Origin of the sequence: Streptomyces sp. NPDC085866, assembly GCF_044541035.1 — a bacterium.
Lineage (GTDB): Bacteria > Actinomycetota > Actinomycetes > Streptomycetales > Streptomycetaceae > Streptomyces.
Genome location: NZ_JBITSQ010000009.1, coordinates 1 through 25,199 on the forward strand (window position 1 = coordinate 1; position 25,199 = coordinate 25,199).

Here is a 25,199-nt window from a genome sequence, read left to right on the forward strand (position 1 = left end):
AGCGCCCGCTCCCGCTCCACGAGCAGGGGCATCGCGTCGGACGCGGTCACCGACTCCCGCAACGGGTGACGGGACAACACCGCGTCCACCTCGGGTGACAACGCGGCCTTCAGGCGGTGGTGCACCGACAGCGTGTCGTCGCCGAGAGCCCGCGCCGCGGCCAGGACCAGGTCCCGCTGCGGCCCCTTGGGCACTCCCGCGGCCGCACGCTCGTAGAGGTCGGCGCCCTCCTCCAGGACCAGGCCGGTGTCGATGCCCGCCGGGATCTTGACGGAGGCGGTGTGCCGCCAGGTCGCCAGCGGATGGCTCCACGCCTCCACGCGGAACGTCCAGCGGCCGGTGGCGTCCGGGGTGACCTCCGCGCCCCACAGGTCGCTGCCGGGGGACAGTTCGCGCATCGGAGTCCAGGGGCCACGGCGGCCCGTCGGATCGCGCAGGACGACGTTGGCCCCGACGGCGTCGTGCCCTTCGCGGAACACGGTGGCCGTGACCTGGAACGTCTCTCCGGCCACCGCCTTCGCCGGGCGCCTGCCGCACTCCACGGCCGGCCGGACGTCTCGTACCGGTACACGGCCGATGGCCGGGGTCCTGCGCATGGATCTCACCTCCGCCGTGCGCGAAGCCGGGCCTCCGGCCCGGCTTCGCGATCCGAGAAAACGGTTCGGCTGCTGCCGCCCCGTGGGGATTGCCGAGTACGGTGCCACGTCAGGGGCTTGGTGCCGTGGAACGCCGCTCCGGTGGTGGTGCCCGCCGAGCCGCGCGTCCCGACTGCGGCCGCCCGTCCTGCTCGCGCAGATAGCCGGCCAGGCTGGAGCGCAGATAGCGCTCCGCCGCGTCCGCTGCCTCCCGGGCGCAGCGCTTTCCCATCAGCACGCACAAGGTGTAGCCCGAGTCCTCGAAAGTGGCCCGGACCGTGCGGTCGTGGGGCTTGGCGAGCATCACACGCTCCCACGCCCGGTAACGCCGCAACTGCCGGGCCACTTCGGCCTTGGCGGGTAGCAGCATGACCCTCTTCACCTTCCACGCTCTCGACTGGGCGCGTTCCCGACGGTCGGGTGGTGTCCGCGCAGGGGAGGGCACGGCACCGTTACGGCGATCGAGGCTTTCACTCATGGTGCACGTACGGCCACGCAACGTCCTGTTGGATCTTCAACCATCCGCCGTTCGGGATGCTCGTGTTGCACGAATGGCGTAGTGACCCCACTGTGGAGGGTGACTCAGAAGCGATCGGCGCTCACGCTCGGTGTCCGGGACCCTCCCGGGCACCGGCACGGGGAGCGGGAGCTTCGCGGGTGAGGAGCAAGCGACGATGAAGACCGCAGTGCCCTGCTACTACCACCTGGACGTGGAAGTCAGCCCGGAACGGGTGGGACAGGTCAGCCGCATCCTGGCCGCCCATCTCCGCTACTGGGACCTCGAGAACCTCGTGGTTCCCGTCTGCCATGGTGCCGAACTGCTGCTGCATGCGATCGACGAGCACGCCTCGGACAAGGACACGTCGATCGAGATGTGGTGGAACGGCCAGCATCTCATCACGGCCGTCGGCGGCGACGACCGTGACCTGCGCCCTGACCAGGACCTGCGGGCGTGCCTGGCGGACATCGCCGCCATGAGCGACGGCTGGGGCTGCTGTGCCTCGGAGGGCGGCGCGAAGATCATCTGGTTCTCGCAGCGGGCTCGCGCCGGCGAGCGGGTCCCGCTGGTCCCGACCGCCCCGGCGCCGAGCCTGAGCCAGGGGCTCGAGGTGCCCCGCGAGCTCCCGGTGCTCGCCCTGGCCGCCCCGGCGACCGCCGTGGACGGCCTCCTGGAGGGCGCCCCGTGACGGCACGGAAGTCCCGGAAAGGGGTGCCCGTCTGGAGCGGGCACCCCTATCCGTTGGGCGCCGCCTTCGACGGGCAGGGCACCAACTTCGCGTTGTTCAGCGAGGTCGCCGAGGGCGTCGAGCTGATCCTGGTCGACGAAGCCGGTACCGGGCGCCCCGTCCCCCTGAGCGAGGTCGACGGGTTCGTCTGGCACGCCTACCTGCCCGGCGTCGGCCCGGGGCAGCGCTACGGGTACCGCGTGCACGGCCCCTGGCAGCCCGACCTCGGCCACCGGTGCAACCCGGCGAAGTTGCTGCTCGACCCGTACGCGCGGGCGGTGGACGGCCAGATCGACAACCACGCCTCGCTCTACGAGCGCGCGGCGGACGGCCCCTCGTCGGGGGACAGCGCCGGCCACTCGATGCTGGGCGTGGTCACCGACCCGTACTTCGACTGGGGCGACGACCGCCCGCCGCGGCACTCGTACGCCGACTCCGTCATCTACGAGGCCCACGTGCGGGGCCTGACCCGCACCCACCCGGACGTCCCCGAGCGACTGCGCGGCACCTACGCGGGCCTCGCGCACCCCGCCGTCCTGGAGCACCTGACCTCGCTCGGCGTCACCGCGGTGGAGCTGATGCCGGTCCACCAGTTCGTGCAGGACGGCGTCCTGCAGGACCGGGGCCTCGCCAACTACTGGGGCTACAACACCATCGGCTTCTTCGCCCCGCACAACGCCTACGCCGCCTTCGGCAGCCTGGGCCAGCAGGTCAACGAGTTCAAGGCGATGGTGAGGGCGCTGCACGCGGCCGGCCTCGAAGTCATCCTCGACGTGGTCTACAACCACACCGCCGAGGGCAACGAGATGGGCCCCACCCTGTCCCTGCGCGGTATCGACAACGCCTCCTACTACCGCCTCGTCGACGGGGACTGGGGGCACTACTACGACACCACCGGCACCGGCAACAGCCTGCTGATGCGGCACCCCTACGTACTGCAGCTGATCATGGACTCGCTGCGCTACTGGGTCACCGAGATGCACGTCGATGGCTTCCGCTTCGATCTCGCGGCCACGCTGGCCCGGCAGTTCCACGAGGTGGACCGGCTCTCGGCGTTCTTCGACCTGATCCAGCAGGACCCCGTGATCAGCCGCGTCAAGCTCATCGCCGAGCCCTGGGACGTGGGGGAGGGCGGCTACCAGGTGGGCAACTTCCCGCCGCTGTGGTCGGAGTGGAACGGCCGTTACCGGGACGCCGTACGGGACTTCTGGCGGGCGGAACCCGGCTCGCTCGGTGAGTTCGCCTCCCGGCTGACCGGCTCCTCCGACCTGTACCAGCACAGCCGGCGCCGGCCGCGGGCGAGTGTCAACTTCGTGACGGCACACGACGGTTTCACCCTCCGCGACCTCGTGTCGTACAACGACAAGCACAACGAGGCCAACGGCGAGGGCAACCGGGACGGCGAGAGCGCGAACCGGTCCTGGAACTGCGGTGCCGAGGGCGACACCGACGACCCGGCCGTCCTCGAACTCCGCGCCCGCCAGCAGCGCAACTTCCTCGCGACCCTGCTGCTGTCCCAGGGCATACCGATGCTCAGCCACGGCGACGAACTCGGCCGCACCCAGCGCGGCAACAACAACGCCTACTGCCAGGACAACGAAGTCTCCTGGGTCAACTGGAAGTTGACGGACGAGCAGCAAACCCTCACGGACTTCACCCGGTACGTCATCAACCTGCGGGCCGGGCATCCCGTGCTGCGCAGGCGCCGCTTCTTCCGCGGCGAGACCGCGACCAACGTCGAGCAGCCGTTGCCCGACCTGATGTGGCTGCGGCCCGACGCCCGCGAGATGACCGCCCGGGACTGGCAGCGCGAGGACGCCCACTCGGTCGGCGTGTTCCTCAACGGCGACGCGATCGCCGAACGCGACCCCTACGGCCGCCGCGTGCTGGACGACTCCTTCCTGCTCCTCCTGAACGGCTACTGGGAGCCCGTCGTCTTCCGCCTCCCCGACGCGTCCTACGGAGAGCGTTGGACGACCCTGATCGACACCGCCGACCCGGACGGCATCCCCGACGAACGCGAACGCAAGGCGGGCACCCGACTCCGCGTGGAGCCCCGAAGCCTGATCGTGCTGTCGAGGCCGTCGCGCGGCGGGGGAGGGGCCGGGTCAGTTCGTCGCCGGTGACGTGACGTTGGATGGCCGTACGGCGAAACGGCACAGGAAGCGGAGGCCGCTCTTCGGCGTGCCCGAGAGCATCGTCCTGCCGGCGACCCCGGACGGCCGGCGCCACAACATCCGCACCGCGGACGGCGGGATGCTCTGCGGACGCCTCGGCGGGGTACCGGCCGAGCGGAAGCCGAAGCGGCGCGGGCCGCTGCCGTCGAGCTGGTCAGGGACCCCGCCGAAGGCGCCGGCGTCGAAGTGACCTGGGCCCCCCTCCCGGGAGCCGGCCTCCTGGACCGGTCGGGTCGGACCGGTCCGCCGAGCCTGCTCAGCGTGAGCGGCGGGACGTGACCGTGAACTGGGCGCCGTCCGGATCCCGCAGGATCGCCTCGTCCTCCTGCTCGCTCAGGACGCTGCCGCCGTGCTTCTCGGCGGTCCGCGCGCAGCCCGCCACGTCGGCCACCGCGAAGTGGATCTGCCAGTGCGGCCGTACGGAGGGGTCGGGGGCCGACTCCACCGCGCCCGAGTCGATGCGCGCCACCACGTCACCCCGGCTGCGCAGCACCACCTCGTGGCCCTCGTACTCGACCTCGCAGCAGCCCGGTTTGCCGGAGGCCCAGTCGAGGATCTGGCCGTAGAAGAGCGCGGAGTCGAAGGCGTCGCGGGTGTGCAGCCGGATGAAGGTCGGGGCCGCTCGACGCCAGGCCTCCCAGTTGCCGACCAGCTCGCCCTCCCAGATCCCGAAGGTGGCCCCGTCCCGGTCGGCGAGCAGTGCCGCCCGCCCCGGCGGGAAGGACAGAGGCCCGACGGCCGCCGTGCCGCCGCGCTCCCGGGCCCGTGACGCGGCCTCGTCCGCGTCGGGCACGGCGAAGTACGGGGTCCAGGCCACCGCCATCTGCCACATGGCGGCGACCGCGGCGATCCCGGCGACGGGCACACCGTCGGCCAGCGCGATCCGGAAGTGCTCGCCGAGTTTGGCGCCGCGCCACCGCCAGCCGAGCAGCGCCGAGTAGAACTCCTGGGTGGCCTCCAGGTCGCGGCTGGTCAGGCTCACCCAGCACGGTGCACCGAAGACGGAGTGCGTGGAGATGATGTCCCTCGTCCTCGGTCCACCGCTGGCAGGCGTGTCATGGTTCATGGCAGTCGCGTCCTGGTCTCGGGGTCCGGCGCCCACCGGTCTGGCACCAGTGTCCAACCGGAACGGGGTGCGGTGCCTGTCGAGTACCCCGGTGGCGGGGGGCCAGGCGGGTGAGCACGATGGAGGCATGGGAGAGACGGAGCCCGACCGGATCGCCGAGCTGCAGGCCGAAGTGGACCAGTTGAAGGAGGCCGTGGCCTCCCACGCTGTCATCGACCAGGCCATCGGGATGATGGTGGCCCTCGGTCGGGTGACACCCGACCAGGGGTGGGAGGTGCTGAAGGACGCCTCCCAGCACACCAACATCAAGCTGCGCAACATCGCGGAGCTGATCCTCATCTGGGGCCGCCGGGGCGACATCCCGCCCGCGATCCGTGCCGCACTGGATGACGCCCTGGACCGGCACGGACCCGTCCAGATCCCCGGGACGGCCGAGGCCATCCCCGCCGGCACGGAGGAGAGCCCCGGCAGCGTGGAGGACTGAGGGCTCAGCCTGCGTCCGCGCTGTACCGGGCCGGCCTGCGCGAGGTGCCCGACCAGCTCCGCGAGGTGCCCGGCCGGCCCCCGACGGGTGCTCAGCCGGCCTCCGCGAGGTGCTCGGCCGGCGCCTCCGCGAGCAGCTCCTCCCGCAGTCGCTCGAAGCAGCCGCTCAGCAGCCGCGAGACGTGCATCTGCGAGATACCCAGCTGCTGGGCGATCCGGCTCTGCGTCATCCCGTCGAAGAACCGCAGGTAGAGGATGATCCGCTCACGCTCGGGCAGCGCCTGGAGGCACGGCTTGACCGCGGCGCGGTCGACCACGAGGTCGAAGCCGGGGTCCGGCTCGCCGAGCGAGTCACCGAGCGCGTACCCCTCCGTCCCGGACACCTCGGCGTCCAGCGACAGGGCCGAGAAACACTCCAGGGCCTCCATGCCGGCGCGCACCTCGGCCTCGCTGAGCTTCGTGTGTGCGGCGATCTCGGCGACGGTGGGTGCCCGGCCGGGCGCGGTCTGCGCCATTTCCTTGAGGGCGCCGCGGACCCGGTTGCGCAGATCCTGCACCCGGCGCGGCACATGCAACGTCCACATGTGGTCGCGGAAGTGGCGCTTGATCTCACCGGTGACCGTGGGTACCGCGTATGCCTCGAAGGCGCGGCCCCGGGCCGGGTCGTAGTGGTCGACCGCCTTCACCAGGCCGAGGGCGGCCACCTGGTAAAGGTCCTCCAGGGACTCCCCGCGGCCCCGGAACCGTACGGCGATCCGTTCGGCCATGGGCAGCCAGAGCCGGACCAGCTCGTCCCGGAGCGCCCGGCGCTCGGGACCGTCCGGCAGCTGTGCGAGCCGTTCGAAGGACTCGGTCGTGTCGGGGGCGTCGTCATGGGGGTGAGGCTTCGTGCTGCCGGTGACAGGCATCGCGCGCACTCCCCTCAGCGGTCGCTGGATCCGGGCGTGCCTTCTGTCCGAAGCACTGTTGTGCGGATTCCCGCTGATGAATAGATCAAACAATTCGGTTGATATCGGACATGGCGTGCGCGGAAGATGCGCCCGGCATGCTCTTGACCGCCCTTTGAGGCGCGATACCTCTGTATCAGAGGTAATCTTCAGGAGTGGAATCCGATTTCCCCGAGGAGCTGGCCGACGCACTCGTTCGGATCCAGCGGCTGATCCGGCGCAGGCTGCGCGGCGGGCTGACCCTGCCGCGGCTGCGCGGTGCCGAGGTGGAGCTGCTGCGGCTGGTCGAGGGTCGGCCCGGCATCGGAATCTCGGAGGCCGCCCGGGCCCTGCACCTGGCGGGCAACTCCGTGTCGACCCTGGTCAACCACCTCGTCCGGGACGGCTACCTGATCCGCGAGACCGACGCCGCCGACCGGCGGGCCGCCCGCCTGCTGCTCACCGAGGCAGCCGAGCAGCGGCTCGGGGACTGGCAGCGCCGCCGGGCCGAACTGGTCGGCCGGCACGTCGCCCGGCTGGACGAGGCCGACCAGGAGGCCCTGCGCGCGGCCCTGCCGGCGCTGCGCAAGCTGGCCGTCACCCTGCACGAGGAGGCCGAGGAGACATGACGAGCGACACCCCCGCCCCGCCCGCCGAAGCCGTCGCCTGCACCCGCCTCTCCTACGCCTTCGGGGACACCAGGGCGGTCGACGAACTCGATCTGGCCGTCCGCGAGGGCGAGGTGTTCGGACTGCTCGGGCCCAACGGCGCCGGAAAGACCTCCGCCATCCGCTGCATCACCACGCTCCTCCCGGTGCCGGCCGGCATGGTCCGCGTCTTCGGGTACGACGTCGCCAAGGAGCGCATGGCGGTACGGCGCCTCCTCGGCTATGTCCCGCAGCAGCTGTCCGCCGACAGCGGGCTCACCGGACGGGAGAACGTCGCCCTGTTCGCCCGGGTCTTCGACGTACCGCGCCGCGAGCGCGCCGAGCGCGTCGCCCAGGCCCTGGCCGCCGTCGGCCTCACCGACGCCGCCGACCGGCTCGCCGGCACCTACTCCGGAGGCATGGTCCGCCGCCTCGAGCTCGCCCAGGCCCTGGTCAGCGCGCCCCGGCTGCTGATCCTGGACGAGCCCACCATCGGCCTGGACCCGATCGCCCGCACCGGCGTCTGGGAGCACATCAACGCCGTACGCGCAGCCACCGGCATGACCGTGCTGGTCACCACCCACTACATGGACGAGGCCGACCAGTACTGCGACCGGGTCGGCCTGATGCACCGCGGCCGCGTCCGCGCCCTGGGTACCCCGGCCGAGCTGCGCCGGGGGCTCGCCGAACGCCGGGGTGGGGACACCCTGCCCACGCTGGAGGACGTCTTCCGGGACGTCGCCGGCAGCGGCCTCGACTCCGGAGGAGGTTTCCGCGATGTCCGAAGCACCCGCCGCACCGCGCACCGCGTCGGCTGACCCCACCGCCGCCGGCACCGCCCTGCTGCTCACCCCGCCCCGGCCCCGCGCGGGCTGGCGACTGCTGCCCGCCCGGGTCGCCGCGATGTGCGCCGTCGAACTGCAGAAGCTGCGCCACGACCGCACCGAGCTGTACACCCGCGCCGTCCAGCCCGCCCTGTGGCTGCTGATCTTCGGCCAGACCTTCACCCGGATCCACGCGATACCCACCGGCGGCATCCCCTACATCGACTACCTGGCGCCCGGCATCATCGCCCAGTCCGCGATGTTCATCGCCATCTTCTATGGCATCCAGATCATCTGGGAGCGGGACGCGGGCATCCTGAACAAGCTCCTCGTCACACCGACCCCGCGCTCGGCACTGATCACCGGCAAGGCGTTCGCGGCCGGAGTGAAGTCGCTGATCCAGGCCGTCGTGGTCATCCTCATCGCAGCCCTGCTCGGTGTGGCCCTCACCTGGAACCCGCTGAAGCTGCTCGGCGTCGCCGCGGCCGTGGTCCTCGCCTCCGCGTTCTTCTCCTGCCTGTCGATGACCATCGCGGGCATCGTCCTCAGCCGCGACCGGCTGATGGGCTTCGGGCAGGCGATCACGATGCCGCTGTTCTTCGCCTCCAACGCCCTGTACCCCGTCTCGTTGATGCCGGGCTGGCTCCAGGCCGTCAGCAAGGCGAACCCGCTCAGTTACCAGGTCGACGCCCTGCGTGGCCTGCTGCTGGGCACGCCCGCCCACCTCGCGGCCGACTTCGGCGTCCTGGCGGTGGCCGCCGCCCTGGGCATCGCCGCGGCTTCCTCACTGCTCGGTCGGCTGGCCCGCTGATCTTGCCGCGGAGTGAAATGCGGCACGCGGCCGCACCCCGCCCGAGACCCCCGTGAGGGGATTCTTCCTGGGCAGCGCTTGATCACCGATCAAAGCGGGCGAACCCCCTGGCCATAGCGCATTCCGCTCATTTGACAGTGCGCTGAGCGCACAGATAGACAGCAGCTCTCCGAGGTCGAGAGGGGCACTGTGTACGAGCCGAACGTGGTCGGGGACTGGCACGAGTACGACGAGCATGCCGGTCTGCGGGTCCGCGTCCACCGCCTGGAGGCGGCCGAGCCGCCGCGCGGACGTGACGACGCCGCGGCCGGGCTGACGTACTTCAGTGTCCGGGTGACGGTCGAGAACCGCGGTGCGCGGCACTACGGCATCCATCTCGAGGACGGTCAGATGGACGTCCGGGTCGGCCCGGACGGGGAGGGCGCGTTCATCGACTGGCGCAACTCCCAGTTCATCGAGGGCTTCGACGTCTATCCGCTGCGCCGGGCCACCGCCGTGCTCTATGCGGCCGCGCCGGAGGCAGCCCTCACCCACGTGGACGTGCAGGTCCAGCTGCGGGTGGACGAGGAGTGGGCCGACCGCCGGCTGTGGGCGGGCGGCATCGGCATCCTGGAGGCGACCACGGCGGCCGCCCCCGCGGGCACCGGACAGGGCAGCCTGGCCCATCAGGTCAGCGCCTTCCTGAAGGACCAGACGGTGAAGGACCAGACGGAGCCCGGCACCGCCTGACCCGGGTCAGTGCGGGATGCCGTCGATGATCTCCCGCGCCCCCTGCCGCAGCAGCGCCACCGCGACCGAGGTGCCGAGCGTGGCCGCGTCCAGCCGGCCCGCCCACTCGTGGGCGTTCAGCCGTGTCTTGCCGTCCGGGGTGAACACGCAGGCTCGCAGCGAGAGTTCACCGCCGCGGTCCACGTGTGCGTAGCCGGCGATCGGGCTGTTGCAGTGCCCCTGCAGCACATGCAGGAACATCCGCTCGGCCGTGGCCTCCCGGTGCGTGGCCGGGTCGCCGAGCCCGCTGACCGCGTCGATCAGCTCGGTGTCGCCCTCCCGGCACTGCAGGGCGAGGATGCCCGCGCCGATCGGCGGCATCATCGCCTCCGGGGACAGCACCTCGCTGATCACGTCCTGGCGGCCGATCCGCTCCAGACCGGACACCGCGAGCAGCAGCGCGTCCGCCTCACCGGCGGCCAGCTTCTCCAGCCGGCGGTTGGCGTTCCCGCGGAACGGCACGCACTCCAGGTGCGGGTGCGTGGCGGCCAGTTGGGCGACCCGGCGCACCGATGAGGTGCCGATCCGGGTGCCCGCCGGGAGCTCGTCGAGGGTGAGCCCGCCCGGGTGCACCAGCGCGTCCCGGATGTCGTCGCGCTTCAGGAACGCGGCGAACACCGTGCCGGCGGGCAGCGGCCGGTCGGCGGGCACGTCCTTGACGCAGTGCACCGCGAGGTCCGCCTCCCCGGCCAGCAGGGCTGCGTCCACCTCCTTGGTGAACGCCCCCTTGCCCTCGACCTTGGAGAGGTCGCCGAGCCACTTGTCACCCGTGGTCTTCACGGGCACGACCTCGGTACGGACCCCTGGATGCAGCACGCCCAACTCGGCGCGCACGCGCTCGACTTGGGCGAGGGCCATCGGGGAGTCGCGGGACACGATGCGGATCAGTTCCGGGACGGACATGGGGGACACGATAGACCCTCGGGTGCGATGCCCCGGCATGTCCCCCACCAGAAATCAGACGTTCGGATACGGTTCAGGCGTTCGGGTCGAAGGGGATCCCGGACGGCTCGGCCGAGGCCAGGTGGGAGGGGAAACTCGCGTCCTTCAGGCCGAAGTGGGCGCTGCCGAAGTCGTAGGCGCTCAGCTTGTCGCGCAGGCCCGCCGGATAGCCGTTCCAGCCGACCAGCGGCGGGTACTGCCAGGTGTGCTTGTGGTTCTCCGGCGGCTCGTCGTTCGCGTTGGCCAGCCGGAAGCAGTGCGTGCCGATGCCGTCCTTGTGGTACACGACCTTCGGGTGGCTGCCCTCGAAGCGGACGTCGGAGGCCGGGTGCACGGTGAACGAGCCGTGGTTGGACGTCGACACGTACCGTACCTGCCCGTCCTGCACCCACACCACCACGTGCTCCCAGTCGTGCCGGTGCCCGCCGATGCTGCTGCCGGGGAGCGCCTGGTCCTTCTCGAAGTACAGGCCGTAAAGGTAGGCGCACCAGCCGTTGTTGCACTTGTAGCGCGAGTAGCTGTTGGTGTTGTCCAGGTCCGAGGCGTCGTGGCAGCTGCCGTTGAGGGCGCCCGTCGGCTTGAGGCCGCCGTTGACGGTGCCGTCCGGACCGATCGCGGGTGTGGGGTAGCAGCCGTCGGTGTCGTAGTCGAAGGCCGGCTGGTACGTCAGTTCGGCGGGCTCGGCGTTCGTGGGCAGCGCGAGCGGCGGTGCGGCGAAGGCGGCGGCCGGGAAGACGACGACGAGTGCGGCGGCACCGGCGAGCACGCCGAGCCATCTGCCGCGCCGGACACGGGAGGTGAGCGACGACACGAGGGTCCTCCAACAGCGGTGGGGGTCAAGGGAGTTCAGCATCCCGGGCGCAGGCCGTGCTGCCAAGAGATCACACGCGCCCCACGAGTGAAGCCCCGCAGAACCCCTAGGGCCGGCCCTCCGGGACGTCCGCCGCCGACTCCTCCGGGGTGAGGTCGGGACGCAGCCGCAGCCACGACGGCTGGCGGAGCAGCCCGGCCCGGGTCCGGGTGCTGTAGCTGACCTCGCCGACCAGCCGGGGCAGCACCCAGTGGGCGTCCGGGATCCGCGGCACCGGGTCGAAGGGACACTCGGAGCTGGCGGCGGCCCGCAGCAGCGCCGCCAGCTCCGTCCGCTCCGCCTCGCTCCAGCCGGTGCCCACCCCGCCCACGTAGCGCAGCCGGCCGCCCGCTCGCTGGCCGACCAGCACCGCGCCGGGCAGCCCGGTCAGCCGCCCCTTGCCCGGCAGCCAGCCGCCGACGATCACGTCCTCGCTGCGCATGTTGCGGATCTTGATCCAGGCGCGGGAGCGCACCCCGGGCTCGTACACCGAGTCCAGCCGCTTGCACACCAGCCCTTCGAGACCGTGCTCCCGGGTCGCCCGGAGCGCCTCGGCGCCGTGCCCGGTCACCGCGCCCGGCGTCGACCAGTACGGCCCCGCCAGGCCCAGCTCCTCCAGCCGCGCCCGCCGCTCGGCGTAAGGGAGCCTGAGCAGCGGGCGCTCCAGGTGGGGCACGTCGAACAGCACCAGGTGGACCGGCACCTGGGCGGCCCGGCGGACCGCTCGCGCGGGGGAGTGGGCGAGGCCCATCCGGCTCTGCAGCAACTGGAAGTCCGCCCGCCCCTGCTCGTCCAGGGCCAGCACCTCGCCGTCCAGGACGGCGGCCGTGCTGCCCAGGGCGCCGCCGAGCGGCCGGAGTTCGGGGTAGGCGCCGGTGATCTCCTCACCGGACCGGGCGCGCAGCAGCACGCTGCCGTCGCCGGGCAGGTAGACCATCACCCGCTGACCGTCCTGCTTGGTCTCGTACGCCCACCGTTCGTCCTGGGCGGCGGGCGGCAGCCTGCCCGGGGTGGCGAGCATCGGCGGAATCAACGGCAGGGTCACGGCGGTCACGGCAGAAGGTGTCGACCGCGCCCGGCGCCCGCACGCGCCTTTCGCCACCGGTTCCCCTGAACGGGCCCGTCCGGTCGCCTCGGTGCCACCGGCGCCGAGTGGCAGTCCGACAGCACGAGTTGCGCACGGTCCCGAGCTGCTCACGCGTGCTGCAGGCAGGCGAGCACGGCCGGCACCCGGCGGTGTCCGCTGTCGCTGGGCGGCAGCCCCAGCTTCAGGAAGACGTTTCCGATGTGCTTGCTGACCGAGCGTTCGGTGATGACGAGGGTCCTGGCGATGGTGGTGTCGTCGTGGCCCTCGGCCATCAGCTGCAGCACCTCCCGCTCGCGCGGGGTCAGCGCGTCCAGGGGCGAGTCCTCGCGCCGGGTCATCAGCTCCGTCACCACCTCCGGGTCGAGTGCCGTGCCTCCGCCCGCGACCCGCTCCAGCGCGTCCAGGAACTCGTCGACCCGGCCCACACGGTCCTTGAACAGATAGCCGACGCCGCGGGCGCCACCGCTCAGCAACTCGGCCGCGTACGACTCCTCGACGTACTGCGAGAGCATCAGCACCGGCAGCCCGGGCAGGTATCGGCGCGCGTCGAGGGCCGCGCGCAGCCCCTCGTCCCGGAAGAGCGGCGGCATCCGTACGTCCGGTACGGCGATGTCGGGGAGGTGCTCCAGGAGCGCGGGAAGGATCTCCGGCCCACTGCCGACGACCGCGACCACCTCGTGCCCGGCTGAGCCGAGCAGCAGCACCGGACCCTCACGCAGCAGCGCGTGGTCCTCGGCGATCACCACACGCACGGCAACTCCACCTTGGTCGCACCCTCGACGGGGCCGGCTGATCACGGTCGTCACTGCGCCGGAGGCACTCTCGCGTCTTCTAGCCCACCGTCTCGGCCGACGGCTCCGCCTGCGCCGGGGCCTCGGCCGTGCCCGTGGGGCGGTGGCGGGGGAGGAAGGAGGCGAGGACGAAGGCCAGGACGGCCGCGCCCGCGCCGATCGCCATGACGGCCTTGAAGCCGTTCTCGGACGGCAGCGCGTGACCGCCCAGGCTGATCGTCATCTGCGAGAGGATCACACCCGCGACCGCGCTGGCCACCGAGGTGCCGATAGACCGCATCAGCGTGTTGAGGCTGTTGGCGGCGGCCGTCTCCGACGCCGGTACGGCGCCCATGATCAGGGCGGGCATGGCGCCGTAGGCGAAGCCGACGCCCGCGCCGATGACGCAGGACACCAGGACCAGGTGCCAGACCTCGCTCATCAGCACGATGTTGAGGCCGTACCCGGCCGCCACGACGACCGCGCCGATCATCAGTGTGACCTTCGGACCCCGCGACTTGGTGATCACGGCGGAGACGGGAGCCGTGGCCATCATCACCAGGCCCTGCGGTGCCATCACCAGGCCCACGGTCAGCATGGACCTGCCCAGGCCGTAGCCGGTCTGCGTGGGCAACTGCAGCAGCTGCGGCAGGACCAGGGACATCGCGAACATCGAGAAACCGAACGCGATGGAGGCCAGGTTGGTGAACAGCACCTGGCGGCGGACGGTCGTGCGCAGGTCCACCAGCGGCTGCGCCGTACGCAGTTCGAAGAGGCCGAAGGCCGGCAGGACCACGACCGCGAGGGCGAACAGGCCCAGCGTGGTGCCGCTGCCCCAGCCCCAGTCGGCGCCCTTGGAGACGGCGAGCAGCAGCGAGACCAGCCCGACCGCCATGCCGAGCGAACCGACCAGGTCGAAGCGGCCGCCGGTGCGCACGCGGGACTCCGGCACCAGGGTCAGCACCAGCGCGAAGGCGACGACGCCGAGCGTGGCCGAGGTCCAGAACAGCACGTGCCAGTCGAAGTGGTCGGCGATGAAGGCGGCGGCGGGCAGACCGAGGGCGCCGCCGACGCCGAGCGAGGCGCTCATCAGCGCGGTCGAGCCGGCCAGCCGCTCCGGCGGCAGCTCGTCGCGCATGATGCTGATGCCCAGCGGCACCACGGCGGCCGCGAGACCCTGCAGGGTACGGCCGACGATCATCGGGACCAGCGCGTCGCTGAGCGCGCAGACCACCGAGCCGGCCACCAGCAGCACCAGGCTCACCAGCAGCAGGCGCCGCTTGCCGAACATGTCGCCGAGCCGGCCGGCCGTCGGAGTGGCGACGGCGGCGGCCAGCAGCGTCGCCGTGACCGCCCAGGCCGCGTTGGACGCCGAGGCGTGCAGATAGACGGGCAGCTCCGGGACGATCGGAATCACCAGGGTCTGCATCAGCGACACGGTGATACCGGCCAGGGCGAGCACCGCGACCACGGCGTTCGAGCGTGACGGGGCGGATCTGCCGACCTCGGCGGGCCGGACGGGGGCGTCGGACATGGGAGACGGGACCTTCCGTAGGGGAGCGGGAGACTTTTTGACTTTTAAGTCAACTGCTTGACTTACTTTAGCGAGGTGAAAAGGCGGTCCGGTCCGGGCCTGTCGGCCGAGGGTGCGACGCGCCCCGTAGGCTTCCCTGGCTGGACCTCGCCGCCCCGGTCGAGGACCTGAGGCGGTGCGCGGGACTGGCCGCCCCAGGGCGGTGCGCAGTCCCGGAGCGGTGGTGAGCATGGCGCGCAGGACGGCGCGGGCGGAGCAGGTCAGCGCGACGCGGGAGGCGATCCTGACCGCGGCGGAACGGCTGTTCGCGGAGCACGGTGTGTACGCCGTGTCCAACCGCCAGGTCAGCGAGGCCGCCGGCCAGGGCAACAACGCGGCGGTCGGCTACCACTTCGGCACCAAGGCCGACCTGGTCCGCGCGGTGGCCCGCCGGCACGCCGCGCCCATCGAGGTGCTGCGGGAGCGGGCCCTGGCGGCCGCCGAGGGCTCCTCCGACGTGCGCGACTGGGTCGACTGCCTGGTGCGCCCGGTGACCGAGCACCTGGCCGGCCTCGGCAGCCCCACCTGGTACGCCCGGTTCTGCGCCCAGGTGATGACCGACCCGGCGCTGCACGAGATCATGGTCGAGGAGTCCCTGACCTCGCCGGCGCTGCGGGAGGCGATCGACAACCTGAACCGCACCCTGCCCGAGCTGCCCGCCGAAGTCCGCGCCGAACGCGGCCAGATGGTCCGGACGCTGATCCTGCACACCTGCGCCGAGCGGGAGCGGGCCCTCGCCGAGGGCACCCCCACTCCACGTGCCACCTGGAGCGAGGCAGCTACGGGGCTCGCCGACGCGATCGTGGGTCTGTGGCTGGGGCCCGTCACCCGCGCCCGCTGACCGCTCACGCATCGAAGGTCACCACGACCTTCTCCGCGGCCCCCGGCGTGAGCGCCAGCTCGAAGGCCCGGTCGGCCGCGGAGAACGGGACCCGGTGGCTGATGAGCTTCGCGAAGCGCTCGTGGTGCTCGACGAGCTGCGGCGTGACCTCGAAGATCTCCGTCGGGTAGCCCTGCGAGGCGACGAGCGTCAGCTCGCTGCGCAGCATGCCTCCGAGGTCGATCTCGGACCCCTTTTTCTGTACGGCCACCATCACCAGCTTGGCGCCCCACTTCGCCGAGGCCACCACAGTGTTGAAGACGGCGGCGGCACCTGCGGCGTCGATGTGGATGTCGGTGCCGGGCCGGGGCTGGCCGAGCGCGTTGGCGGCCTCGCCGTGCAGCTCGGTCAGGCGCGCTGTGACGTCCTCCTCGGCAGAGTCGATCACGGCGTCCGCGCCGACGGCCAGCGCCTTCTCCAGGCGTCCGGGCAGGACGTCGACCACCACCACGTGCTCGACCCCGCGCAGCTTCAGCCAGATGGTGGCCCCGAGGCCGATCGGCCCGGAGCCGAACACCACCACCTTGTCCTGCGGCCGCGCCTCGGACCGGTTGACGCAGTGCAGGGCGACCGCCATCGGCTCGTTGAGGGAGGCGACGTCGAAGGGCACGGTGTCGGGGAACACCGCGACACTCCGGCCGACCGTGGCGTTCTCCACCAGCAGGTACTCGCTCATGCCGCCGTACCGGCCGCCGCAGCCGATGATGCCGGTGGGCGCGTCCTGCGGATTGACGACCACACGGTCGCCGACCTTCAACTCCGTGACCTCGGCGCCGACCTCGACGATCTCGCCGGCCGGCTCGTGCCCCAGGGCGACCGGGACCAGCTCGCCGCCCAGGTGTGCGCGGGCCGGCATGCCGCCCATGTGCAGGAAGGTGACGTCGGTGCCGCAGATCCCGCAGGCGCGGATCCGCACGAGCACGTCCTTCGGACCGGGCGCGGGGCGCTCGACTTCCACCACCTCGACCTTGCCGACGGCGCCGGTCTGTACGGACTTCATGGTGGCCATGGGGTGACTCGCTTTCCGGAGGTCAAGGGGGGTGGGGCTCCGAGCTGGCTTGCTTGAGTTAGGCAAACATGTGTGAGTTACTTGAGTCAAGCAAGCTCATTGAGGTGGGTGGCAGGCGTGAGAGAGGAGCGGTGGTCATGCCGGTAGATCTCCGGGCGTCCGCCCGCGACGGCGGGCAGCACCTCCTGGTCGCCGCCGGCGAGCCGGACACCGCCGTACTGATCGCCGCCACGCTGGAGTTGGCGGGGTACCGGATCGGCAGGGGCGGACGCCGGGCCCGACGTCGCCCGGCGACTCGTTGAGCGACCGTACCAACTGGTGGGAGAGGACGTGGAGTTGCCGGGACTGGCCGATCTGGCGCACACGGGGGCGGTCGCCTACCGTCCCCCGGCGCTCCTGCTCACCGGCTGCGACGCGCTGCCCCGGCTCGTCCCCGCGCTCGGAGCGGGACTGTGTCATGAAGCCGGTCCGGATCGCCGAAGTCCTGGCCAGGATCAAGGTTCTACTGCGTGCCGACCCCTCCGGTGCTTTCGGCGGCGGCGAGCGGCGAGGTGGGGTGCTGCACTACGCCGATCTCGTCCTGGACGACACGGAGATGGCGGCAGACCGTCGCGGCGGGGGGGGGGCGGGCTGGGGGGAGGCTGTCGGCTGACCGGCGCCTGGCCGGGGGCGGTGGACCGCCCCCGTGTCGGGCGCCGGCCGGTGAGCGGCCGTGGATCGGTCCCGCTCTCGGCCCGCACCGGGGCGAGCGTCAGTTTCGCGTGGTCAGTATGCTGGTCGCGTTCGCGGCGACAACCGCGCCGACGCCTGCCCACTCCGGCGCCCCGAGCCCTTGGCCGAGGACGATCCAGCCGACCACGGCGGCGAGCACCGGATTGACGCTCATGAAGAGCCCGAACGTCTGCGTGGGCACGGTTCGCAGGGTGAACAGGTCGGCGAGGTACGGCACGGCCGAGGAGAGCACCCCGGCGGCCACGGCGCACAGGACGGCCCCGGCTGTGGGCGCATGTCGGACGGCGACGACGATGCCGACCGGGAGGAAGGCCAGCGCCGACACGCCCGTGGCGGCGGCCGCGCCCTGGGCGCCGGGGGTGCGGCGGCCGACGACCCGGTTGAGCAGGATGTACGAGGCCCAGCAGCAGGCCGCCACCAGACCGAGGCCCATGCCCACGTAGTCGGTGGAGGGCTGCGGACGCATCAGGACCACGACCCCGGCCGCCGCCAGCACCGCGCACCCCGCGTCCAGCCGACGCCGGGACGCGGCCAGGGCGACGGCGAGCGGGCCGAGGAACTCCAGGGTCACCGCGAGCCCCAGGCCGATCCGGTCGACCGCGCTGTACAGGGTGAGGTTCATCGTGCCGAAGACCGCCGCAAGCAGGAGCACCGGCCACCACTGGCTCCAGGTGAAGGACCGAAGGCGCGGTCGGGCGACGGCCAGCAGGACCAGCGCGGCGACGTACTGGCGCATCGCCACCACGCCGAGGGGGCCGAGCGTGGGGAAGGCCAGCGCCCCGATGGCCGCGCCGGTCTGATTGGACAGGCCGCTGCCGAACATGGTGGCCACCCCGGCCGGCCGCCGGGCCTGTGGCGGGGAGCCGGACGGAGTGGTGGGCCCGGTCGCGGCGGCCGGGCGTTCGAGAGCTTGAGGCATGCCTGGATGGTGCGCCGCCAGGATGCTTACGCAAAATGCATGCTCAGTTCCATCTATACGCTGAACGTATGCACGAAGCCGACATCGACCTGCGCCAGCTCCGCTGCCTCGTGGCCATCGTCGACGAGGGCACCTTCACCGACGCGGCCATCGCCCTCGGCGTCTCCCAGGCCGCCGTCTCCCGCACCCTCGCCGCCCTCGAACGGGCCCTGGGCGTACGGCTGCTCAGGCGCACCTCGCGCGCGGTGACCCCGACCGCGGCCGGGCTGCGTGTGGTGGCGCAGGCCCGGCGGGTGCTCGCGGACGTGACCGAGCTGGTCCTGGAGGCCACTTCGGGGCACGAGCGGGTGCGGATCGGCTACGCCTGGTCGGCGCTCGGCCGCCACACCGTGGCCTTCCAGCGGCGCTGGACCGCAGCGCACCCCGACACCGACCTGCACCTGGTGCGGGTCAACTCCCCGTCCGCGGGGCTGGCCGAGGGCGCCTGCGAGCTCGCGGTCGTCCGCAGGCCGCTGGACGACCGGCGCTTCGACTCCGCCATCGTCGGCCTGGAGCGGCGCCTGTGTGCGCTGGCCGCCGACGACCCCCTCGCCAGGCGCCGCTCGGTCCGGCTCGCCGACATCGCCGGGCGCACGCTCTTCATCGACCGCCGCACCGGCACGGCCACGCCGGAGTTGTGGCCGCCGGACGCCCGGCCTGCCGTGGAGGAGACGTACGACGTGGACGACTGGCTCACCGTCATCGCCGCCGGGCGCGGCATCGGTGTGACGGCCGAGTCCACCGCGAACCAGTACCCGAGGCCCGGCATCGTCTACCGGCCGGTGCGCGACGCCGAACCCGTCGCCGTGCGCCTCGCCTGGTGGCGGGACGATCCGCACCCCGCCCACCCGGCCGTGCGCGAACTGCTCACCGAGCTGTACCGGGCGGGCTGAGGCGGCGGCAGAAAGCGCGAACAAAATTGTTGACAATCTTGTTTGGCTAGATTTACGTTCGACAGGCACTCACTCAGGGAGGGCACGATGCCGAAGGAAGCCCGTCCGACCACCGGAGAGCAGGCCAAACAGCATGCGCTCGCGCAGCTGCGGCAGGCGATCCTGCACGGCGGGATGGCACCGGCCCAGCGGCTGGTGGAGAACGAACTCGCCGAGCAGTTCGGTGTGACGCGGGCCAGCATCCGGGCGGCACTGATCGATCTGGAGGCGCAGGGGCTGGTCGAACGGATCCGCAACCGCGGCTCGCGGGTGCGGGTGGTGACCGTGGAGGAAGCGGTCGCGATCACGGAGTGCCGCATGGTCCTGGAAGGACTGTGCGCGGCGAAGGCGGCCGTCGCGGCGAGCGACGAGCAGCTGGCCGGGCTGGCCGACCTCGGCGCGGCGATGCAGAAGGCCGTCGCCGACGGCGAGCCGGTGACGTACTCCGAACTCAACCACCAACTCCACGACCGGATCCGGGAGATCTCCGGACAGCAGACCGCTGTCGAGCTGCTGGAGCGGCTGAACGCCCAACTGGTCCGCCATCGCTTCCAGTTGGCGCTCAGGCCGGGGCGTCCTCAGCAATCCCTGAACGAGCACCTGGCGATGATCGAGGCGATCAGGGCCAGGGACCCGCAGGCGGCCGAAACGGCCGTCCGCGCCCACCTCGCCAGCGTGATCGAGGCGCTCAGCGACTGACGCACCGCGCGCGGGACTCGGGGCGGGCGCACACCTGTCCATCGAGGCGAGGGCACCGCAGGGGCACACCCCTGCGGTGAACCGAGCCTGAAAAGGGAGATTTCCGCAATGACGCACGCCCACGCGCCCGTGCCCCCCACCCCACCACGTTCGACCCTGGTCGTCACCGCGCACGCCGGGGACTTCGTGTGGCGCGCGGGCGGAGCCGTCGCCCTGGCCGCCTCGCGCGGGGAGAAGGTCACCATCGCCTGCCTCACCTTCGGCGAGCGCGGCGAGTCCGCCAAGGCGTGGCGCGAGGGGAAGACCCTGGCGGAGATCAAGGCGATACGCCGGGCGGAGGCCGAGGAGGCCGCCGGCACGCTCGGCGCCGAGGTCCGCTTCTTCGACGCAGGCGACTACCCGCTCGTCGCCGGCGCCGAGTTGACCGACCGGCTCGTCGCGGTCTTCCGTGAGACCCAGCCCGACGTGGTGCTCACCCACCCGGTCGAGGACCCCTACAACGGCGACCACCCGGCCGCCAACCGCATGGCGCTGGAGGCCCGGGTCCTCGCCCAGGCCGTCGGCTACCCCGGCCCCGGCGAGATCATCGGCGCCCCGCCCGTCTTCTACTTCGAGCCGCACCAGCCGGAGATGAGCGGTTTCCGGCCCGAAGTCCTGCTCGACATCACCGAGGTGTGGGACACCAAGCGCAAGGCCATGGAGTGCCTCGGCGCCCAGCAGCACCTGTGGGACTACTACACCGACCTCGCCGTCCGCCGCGGCGTCCAGCTCAAGCGGAACGCGGGCCCCAACCTCGGCCTGCCGCACAAGACCATGGCCGAGGCCTACATGCGCCCCTACCCGCAGGTCACCAAGGAGCTGGTATGAGCGGCGTGATCGTCACCGGCCCACCCAAGGCCGACGCCGAGGACGTCGAGGCCCTCGCCGGGTACGGCGTGGCCACCGTGCACGAGGCCATGGGCCGCACCGGACTCCTGCCGACGCGGCTGCGCCCGATCCAGCAGGGCACCCGGGTCGCGGGCACCGCGGTCACCGTGCTGTCCTGGCCCGGCGACAACCTCATGATTCACGCGGCCGTCGAGCAGTGCGGCGAGGGCGACCTGCTGGTCGTCACCACCACCTCGCCCTCCACCGACGGCATGTTCGGCGAACTGTTCGCCACCGCACTGAAGTGGCGGGGCGTGCGCGGCCTGGTCATCGACGCCGGCATCCGGGACACCCAGGAGCTGCGCGAACTCGGCTTCCCCGCCTGGTCCGCCGCCGTCTCGGCACAGGGCACCGTGAAGGCGACCGGCGGCTCGGTCAACGTACCCGTGGCCGTCGGCGGTCAGCTGGTCCGGCCCGGTGACGTGATCCTCGCCGACGACGACGGAGTCGTGGTCGTGCCGCGCGAGAAGGCCCGCGAGGCCGTCGACGCATCCGCGGCCCGGGAGGCCAGGGAGGCCGCCTCCCGCGCCGCCTTCGTCGAGGGCCAACTCGGCCTGGACCGCTACGGCTTGCGGGAGAGGCTCGCCCAACTGGGCGTCACGTACACCAGATACGAGGACTACGTCCGGGGTGGGGCCTGCGTCCGGGATGGGGCCTACGTCCGGGATGGGGCCTGCGTCCGGGATGGGGCCCACGCCCGGGACGGAGCCGGGGCGTGAGCGGTCCCACGGAGGTGCGCTGCATGCTGATGCGCGGCGGCACCTCCAAGGGCGCCTACTTCCTGGCCGAGGACCTGCCCGCCGACCCGGCGGCCCGCGACGACCTGGTGCTGCGGGTCATGGGCAGCCCCGACCCGCGCCAGATCGACGGACTCGGCGGAGCCCACCCGCTCGCCAGCAAAGTGGCAGTCGTCTCCGCGTCCGGCGCTCCGGACGCAGACGTGGACTATCTCTTCCTCCAAGTGGCCGTGGACCGGGGCGAGGTGAGCGACCGTCAGAGCTGCGGGAACATCCTCGCCGGAGTCGGCCCGTTCGCGGTCGAGCGGGGGCTCGTGACCCCCGGTGACGGCGAGACCTCCGTACGGGTCCGCATGCTGAACACGGGGGAGCGGGCCGTAGCCACCTTCCCCACCCCGGCCCGGCGCGTCGACTACACCGGTGACGCCGAGATCTCGGGCGTCCCCGGCACCGCGGCCCCCGTGGTGATCGAGTTCCCGGCCGGGCAGACCCCGCTGCTGCCCACGGGCCGCGTCCGCGACACCGTCGCCGGTACCGAGGTGACCTGCGTGGACAACGGGATGCCGACCGTGCTCATCCCTGCGGCCGCGCTGAAGGTCACCGGATACGAGGAACCGAAGGACCTGGAGGAGGACCTGGCACTCGCCGACCGCCTCCATGAGATCCGGCTCGAGGCCGGGCGGCTGATGGGGCTCGGGGATGTGGAGACCGCCACCGTCCCCAAGCTCACCCTGCTCGCCCCGCCCCGCGCCGGCGGCGCGGTCACCACCCGCACCTTCATCCCCGTCCGCTGCCACACCTCCATCGGCGTCCTCGGCGCCGCGAGCGTGGCGGCGGGGCTGCGGCTGCCCGGCGGGGTGGGGGAGGGGATCGCCCGGCCGCCCGAGCGAGGCGACCGTGTCCGCATCGAGCACCCCACCGGCTTCCTGGACGTCGAGACGGCCGTCGACCCGGCCGCCTCCCCGCCCACGGCGCGTCGTACCGCCGTCGTCCGCACGGCCCGAAAGATCATCGACGGCATCGTCTTCCCACGTGCCGCCGCACCCGCACCCGTACAACCCCTTGGAGGCAACGATGGCTCCGCCGCTCGGTGACATCGCCCATATCGGCCACGTCGAGCTGTTCACCCCGGACCTGGACGCCAGTGTCGCCTTCTTCACCGACTACCTGGGGCTCACGGTCAACGGGGAGGACGGCGACACCGTCTACCTGCGCACGTTCGACGACTACGAGCACCACAGCCTCGTCCTCACCGCCCGGGACCGGCCCGGCCTCGGCCGGCTCGCGCTGCGCACCTCCGGCGATGAGGCCCTCCACCGCCGTATCAGGGCGATCGAGGCGGCGGGCGGCAAGGGACGCTGGGCCGAGGACGAACCCGGCCTCGGCGCGCTGTACGTCACGACCGACCCGGACGGACACGAACACGCCCTGTACTGGGAGAGCGAGCACTACCAGGCCCCCGATGAGCTGAAACCGGCGCTGAAGAACCAGCCGCAGGCCAAGCCCAACCGGGGCGCGGGGGTGCGGCGGCTCGACCACGTCAACTTCCTCGCCGCCGACGTGCTCGCCGCCGCCGAGTTCCAGGAACACGTGCTCGGCGCCCGGCCCACCGAGCAGATCCGGCTCGACACCGGGCGGATCGCGGCCCGCTGGCTGACCTTCACGAACAAGTCGTACGACGTCGTGTACACGGAGGACCGGACCGGTTCGACCGGCCGGCTGCACCACATCGCCTTCGCGACCGACACCCGCGAGGACATCCTGCGCGCCGCCGACCTCGCGATCGACACCGGCGTCTTCATCGAGACCGGACCGCACAAGCACGCCATCCAGCAGACGTTCTTCCTCTACGTCTACGAGCCCGGCGGCAACCGCATCGAGCTGTGCAACCCGCTCACCCGGCTCGTCCTGGCCCCGGATTGGCCGCTGATCACCTGGACCGAGGCCGAGCGGGCCAAGGGACAGGCCTGGGGGCTGAAGACCATCGAGTCCTTCCACACCCACGGCACACCGCCGGTGGGCTGACCGCCGACCGCCCGGAGTCCCCACGCCGGCGCCTCATTGTCGATGCAATTGTTGACAAAAATGTTGACGTTGTGCGTGGCGGGTCCTTGGCGTCTGGCACACTCACTGACCCCCTCCAGGGAACGCCCCCTGGACGAGAGGAAAACAACGATGTCCTCCTCCCCCGCCCCCTCGGCTCGCGGCAGCAGACTCGCGCTGCTGGTCGTCGGTCTGTGCTGGCTCGCCGTCCTCTTCGACGGCCTCGACATGTTCATCTACGGCTCGGTGCTGCCCCACCTGCTGGCGACCAAGACCTTCGGCCTCACCCCCGACCGGGCCGGCGACCTCGGCAGCTACGCCACCTTCGGCATGCTGGTGGGCGCCCTGACGGTGGGCACGGTCGCGGACCGCATCGGCCGCAAGAGGCTGATGATCGCCTGCGTCACGCTGTTCTCGCTGGCCTCCGGCGTGTGCGCGACAGCCGACAGCGTCGCGGTCTTCGGTCTCGGCCGGACCCTGGCCGGTGTCGGCCTCGGCGGTCTGCTGCCCACCGCGATCAGCATGGTCTCCGACTACGCCAGGGGCGGCCGCGGCGCCCTGACCATCGGCCTGCTGATGACCGCCCACCACGCCGGCGGCATCCTCTCCGCCTACGTGGCCAAGTGGCTCGTGGAGCCCGTCGGCTGGCGCTCCGCGTTCTGGGTCTGCGTGCTCCCGCTGCTCTTCGTCCCGGTGCTCGCCAAGGTGCTGCCCGAGTCGCTGAGCTTCCTGGTCGCCAAGGGGCGCACCGAACAGGCCCGCGCGCTGGCCGACCGCTACGACGTCGAGTTGCCCGCCGCGGCCGACAGGAAGATGCCCGCCGACCGCTGGGACGCCCTGCTCAACCTGTTCCGCGGCGGCGAGTGGCTCCAGACCCTGCTCTACTGGCTGGCTTCGTTCGGCGGACTCCTCCTCGTCTACGGCGTCGCCACCTGGCTGCCCACCCTGATGCGCGGCGAGGGCTACAACCTCGGCTCCGCGCTGACCTTCGTGGTCCTGTTCAACCTCGGCGGCATCGTCGGCATGCTGGTCGCGGGCCGCGCCGCCGACGGCTTCGGCGCCCCGCGCATTTCCGCGGTCTGGTTCGCGCTCGCCGCGGCCGGTGTCTTCCTGCTCAGCATCCACATGCCGCTGGGTGTGACCTTCCTGGTCGTCTTCCTCACCGGTGTGTTCCTCAACAGCGCCCAGACGATGATCTATGCGACCGTCTCCATCCGCTCCACCCCGGACAACCGCGCCACTGCCGTCGGCTGGACCTCCGGCATGGGCCGCTTCGGCGCCGTCTTCGGTCCGTGGCTCGGTGGTCAGCTGCTCGCCGCGGGCAACGGCGACTGGGGCTTCACGGCCTTCGCCCTGGCCGGTGTGTCGTCGATGGTCTTCATCGGCCTCGCGGCCCTGCGTTCGGCCCGGGGGCCGGAGCGCAGCGGCGTGGAGCAGCAGCTCGTCGCCGCCCGGTGACCGGCACGGTGCCGCACCCGGACCCCGGGTGCGGCACCG

General features: G+C 72.0%; 29 protein-coding genes. 18 read left to right on the forward strand and 11 right to left on the reverse strand.

Annotated elements, in window-relative coordinates; translation table 11 throughout:
* Together ACIF83_RS23040 and ACIF83_RS23045 are read right to left on the reverse strand one after the other, a co-directional pair.
* The coding region (locus ACIF83_RS23040; protein WP_393483402.1) for a maltotransferase domain-containing protein at positions 1-596 on the reverse strand (596 nt) is incomplete at its 3' end.
* 109 nt (positions 597-705) lie between these two features.
* Positions 706-1,005 carry a DUF5133 domain-containing protein gene (locus ACIF83_RS23045; RefSeq protein ID WP_097256616.1) on the reverse strand — a complete coding sequence of 100 codons (300 nt, stop codon included), beginning with the start codon at positions 1,003-1,005 and terminating at the stop codon, positions 706-708.
* 304 nt (positions 1,006-1,309) lie between these two features.
* Here ACIF83_RS23045 and ACIF83_RS23050 point away from each other — a divergent pair, with 304 nt between their 5' ends.
* The 3 genes from ACIF83_RS23050 to ACIF83_RS23060 are packed head-to-tail and all read left to right on the forward strand — an operon-like array spanning position 1,310 to position 4,228.
* Positions 1,310-1,822: a pep a2 gene (locus ACIF83_RS23050; RefSeq protein ID WP_393483399.1), complete on the forward strand. Its 513-nt coding sequence runs from the start codon at positions 1,310-1,312 to the stop codon at positions 1,820-1,822.
* Positions 1,823-1,845: 23 nt separating this feature from the next.
* The gene (gene glgX / locus ACIF83_RS23055) at positions 1,846-3,987 is read left to right on the forward strand and encodes a glycogen debranching protein GlgX (protein WP_398141055.1); all 2,142 of its coding nucleotides are present in this window, start codon (positions 1,846-1,848) and stop codon (positions 3,985-3,987) included.
* A gap of 58 nt (positions 3,988-4,045) precedes the next feature.
* Entirely contained in the window at positions 4,046-4,228 is a 183-nt protein-coding gene (locus ACIF83_RS23060) for a hypothetical protein (RefSeq protein ID WP_398141049.1), read from the forward strand.
* A gap of 66 nt (positions 4,229-4,294) precedes the next feature.
* On the opposite strand, the gene ACIF83_RS23065 is transcribed toward ACIF83_RS23060, so the two are convergent.
* A complete protein-coding gene (locus ACIF83_RS23065) occupies positions 4,295-5,104 on the reverse strand; it encodes a VOC family protein (RefSeq protein ID WP_393483396.1) in 810 nt (269 codons plus the stop codon).
* A gap of 127 nt (positions 5,105-5,231) precedes the next feature.
* On the opposite strand from ACIF83_RS23065, the gene ACIF83_RS23070 reads away from it, so the two are divergent.
* Positions 5,232-5,588, forward strand: a complete 357-nt coding sequence (locus ACIF83_RS23070) for an ANTAR domain-containing protein (RefSeq protein ID WP_399729455.1) — start codon at positions 5,232-5,234, stop codon at positions 5,586-5,588.
* A gap of 91 nt (positions 5,589-5,679) precedes the next feature.
* On the opposite strand, the gene ACIF83_RS23075 is transcribed toward ACIF83_RS23070, so the two are convergent.
* Entirely contained in the window at positions 5,680-6,495 is an 816-nt protein-coding gene (locus tag ACIF83_RS23075; protein WP_393483390.1) for an RNA polymerase sigma factor SigF, read from the reverse strand.
* A gap of 194 nt (positions 6,496-6,689) precedes the next feature.
* On the opposite strand from ACIF83_RS23075, the gene ACIF83_RS23080 reads away from it, so the two are divergent.
* The 4 genes from ACIF83_RS23080 (at position 6,690) to ACIF83_RS23095 (ending at position 9,524) form a co-directional block, all read left to right on the forward strand.
* Positions 6,690-7,142: a MarR family winged helix-turn-helix transcriptional regulator gene (locus ACIF83_RS23080; protein WP_399729458.1), complete on the forward strand. Its 453-nt coding sequence runs from the start codon at positions 6,690-6,692 to the stop codon at positions 7,140-7,142.
* Positions 7,139-7,978 carry an ABC transporter ATP-binding protein gene (locus tag ACIF83_RS23085; protein ID WP_393483384.1) on the forward strand — a complete coding sequence of 280 codons (840 nt, stop codon included), beginning with the start codon at positions 7,139-7,141 and terminating at the stop codon, positions 7,976-7,978. The genes ACIF83_RS23080 and ACIF83_RS23085 overlap by 4 nt, the downstream gene beginning before the upstream one ends.
* The gene (locus ACIF83_RS23090; RefSeq protein WP_393483381.1) at positions 7,938-8,795 is read left to right on the forward strand and encodes an ABC transporter permease; all 858 of its coding nucleotides are present in this window, start codon (positions 7,938-7,940) and stop codon (positions 8,793-8,795) included. The genes ACIF83_RS23085 and ACIF83_RS23090 overlap by 41 nt, the downstream gene beginning before the upstream one ends.
* Before the next feature lie 189 nt (positions 8,796-8,984).
* Positions 8,985-9,524 (forward strand): hypothetical protein, encoded by a 540-nt coding sequence (locus ACIF83_RS23095; RefSeq protein ID WP_393483378.1) that lies wholly within the window; start codon positions 8,985-8,987, stop codon positions 9,522-9,524.
* Between the two features lie 6 nt (positions 9,525-9,530).
* Here the strand turns inward: ACIF83_RS23095 and hemC are convergent, their stop codons facing one another.
* The 5 genes from hemC to ACIF83_RS23120 all read right to left on the reverse strand — a co-directional run bounded on the left by hemC (position 9,531) and on the right by ACIF83_RS23120 (position 14,746).
* Positions 9,531-10,466, reverse strand: a complete 936-nt coding sequence (hemC, locus tag ACIF83_RS23100; protein ID WP_094222204.1) for a hydroxymethylbilane synthase — start codon at positions 10,464-10,466, stop codon at positions 9,531-9,533.
* Positions 10,467-10,539: 73 nt separating this feature from the next.
* Complete coding sequence (locus ACIF83_RS23105; protein WP_393483373.1) at positions 10,540-11,316, reverse strand: NPP1 family protein; 777 nt, start codon at positions 11,314-11,316, stop codon at positions 10,540-10,542.
* 106 nt (positions 11,317-11,422) lie between these two features.
* Positions 11,423-12,376 carry an ATP-dependent DNA ligase gene (locus ACIF83_RS23110; protein WP_393483413.1) on the reverse strand — a complete coding sequence of 318 codons (954 nt, stop codon included), beginning with the start codon at positions 12,374-12,376 and terminating at the stop codon, positions 11,423-11,425.
* Between the two features lie 173 nt (positions 12,377-12,549).
* Entirely contained in the window at positions 12,550-13,194 is a 645-nt protein-coding gene (locus ACIF83_RS23115; RefSeq protein WP_399729463.1) for a LuxR C-terminal-related transcriptional regulator, read from the reverse strand.
* Between the two features lie 79 nt (positions 13,195-13,273).
* On the reverse strand, positions 13,274-14,746 hold the full coding sequence (locus ACIF83_RS23120) for an MFS transporter (protein WP_393483367.1): 1,473 nt from the start codon (positions 14,744-14,746) through the stop codon (positions 13,274-13,276).
* 229 nt (positions 14,747-14,975) lie between these two features.
* Here ACIF83_RS23120 and ACIF83_RS23125 point away from each other — a divergent pair, with 229 nt between their 5' ends.
* Positions 14,976-15,626 (forward strand): TetR/AcrR family transcriptional regulator, encoded by a 651-nt coding sequence (locus tag ACIF83_RS23125; RefSeq protein WP_399729466.1) that lies wholly within the window; start codon positions 14,976-14,978, stop codon positions 15,624-15,626.
* A gap of 4 nt (positions 15,627-15,630) precedes the next feature.
* Here ACIF83_RS23125 and ACIF83_RS23130 read toward each other — a convergent pair whose 3' ends face one another.
* On the reverse strand, positions 15,631-16,674 hold the full coding sequence (locus ACIF83_RS23130) for a zinc-binding dehydrogenase (RefSeq protein ID WP_399729469.1): 1,044 nt from the start codon (positions 16,672-16,674) through the stop codon (positions 15,631-15,633).
* Positions 16,675-16,811: 137 nt separating this feature from the next.
* Between ACIF83_RS23130 and ACIF83_RS23135 the strand changes: the two genes are divergently transcribed.
* Positions 16,812-16,976, forward strand: coding sequence for a hypothetical protein (locus tag ACIF83_RS23135; RefSeq protein WP_399729472.1), 165 nt, complete (start codon positions 16,812-16,814; stop codon positions 16,974-16,976).
* Between the two features lie 155 nt (positions 16,977-17,131).
* Positions 17,132-17,326, forward strand: coding sequence for a hypothetical protein (locus ACIF83_RS23140; RefSeq protein WP_399729475.1), 195 nt, complete (start codon positions 17,132-17,134; stop codon positions 17,324-17,326).
* Between the two features lie 99 nt (positions 17,327-17,425).
* Here ACIF83_RS23140 and ACIF83_RS23145 read toward each other — a convergent pair whose 3' ends face one another.
* Entirely contained in the window at positions 17,426-18,238 is an 813-nt protein-coding gene (locus ACIF83_RS23145; protein ID WP_399730170.1) for an EamA family transporter, read from the reverse strand.
* A 155-nt stretch (positions 18,239-18,393) separates the two neighbouring features.
* Between ACIF83_RS23145 and ACIF83_RS23150 the strand changes: the two genes are divergently transcribed.
* From ACIF83_RS23150 to ACIF83_RS23180, 7 genes are all read left to right on the forward strand, one after another.
* Positions 18,394-19,257, forward strand: coding sequence for a LysR family transcriptional regulator (locus ACIF83_RS23150; RefSeq protein WP_393483355.1), 864 nt, complete (start codon positions 18,394-18,396; stop codon positions 19,255-19,257).
* Between the two features lie 87 nt (positions 19,258-19,344).
* Positions 19,345-19,995 carry a GntR family transcriptional regulator gene (locus ACIF83_RS23155; RefSeq protein WP_399729478.1) on the forward strand — a complete coding sequence of 217 codons (651 nt, stop codon included), beginning with the start codon at positions 19,345-19,347 and terminating at the stop codon, positions 19,993-19,995.
* Positions 19,996-20,103: 108 nt separating this feature from the next.
* Entirely contained in the window at positions 20,104-20,862 is a 759-nt protein-coding gene (locus tag ACIF83_RS23160; protein WP_399729481.1) for a PIG-L deacetylase family protein, read from the forward strand.
* Positions 20,859-21,641 (forward strand): 4-carboxy-4-hydroxy-2-oxoadipate aldolase/oxaloacetate decarboxylase, encoded by a 783-nt coding sequence (locus ACIF83_RS23165; protein ID WP_399729483.1) that lies wholly within the window; start codon positions 20,859-20,861, stop codon positions 21,639-21,641. The genes ACIF83_RS23160 and ACIF83_RS23165 overlap by 4 nt, the downstream gene beginning before the upstream one ends.
* A complete protein-coding gene (locus ACIF83_RS23170; RefSeq protein WP_399729486.1) occupies positions 21,638-22,753 on the forward strand; it encodes a 4-oxalomesaconate tautomerase in 1,116 nt (371 codons plus the stop codon). The genes ACIF83_RS23165 and ACIF83_RS23170 overlap by 4 nt, the downstream gene beginning before the upstream one ends.
* Positions 22,734-23,684 (forward strand): VOC family protein, encoded by a 951-nt coding sequence (locus ACIF83_RS23175; RefSeq protein WP_399729489.1) that lies wholly within the window; start codon positions 22,734-22,736, stop codon positions 23,682-23,684. The genes ACIF83_RS23170 and ACIF83_RS23175 overlap by 20 nt, the downstream gene beginning before the upstream one ends.
* A gap of 150 nt (positions 23,685-23,834) precedes the next feature.
* Complete coding sequence (locus ACIF83_RS23180; RefSeq protein WP_399729492.1) at positions 23,835-25,160, forward strand: MFS transporter; 1,326 nt, start codon at positions 23,835-23,837, stop codon at positions 25,158-25,160.
* Positions 25,161-25,199: the final 39 nt, after the last annotated feature.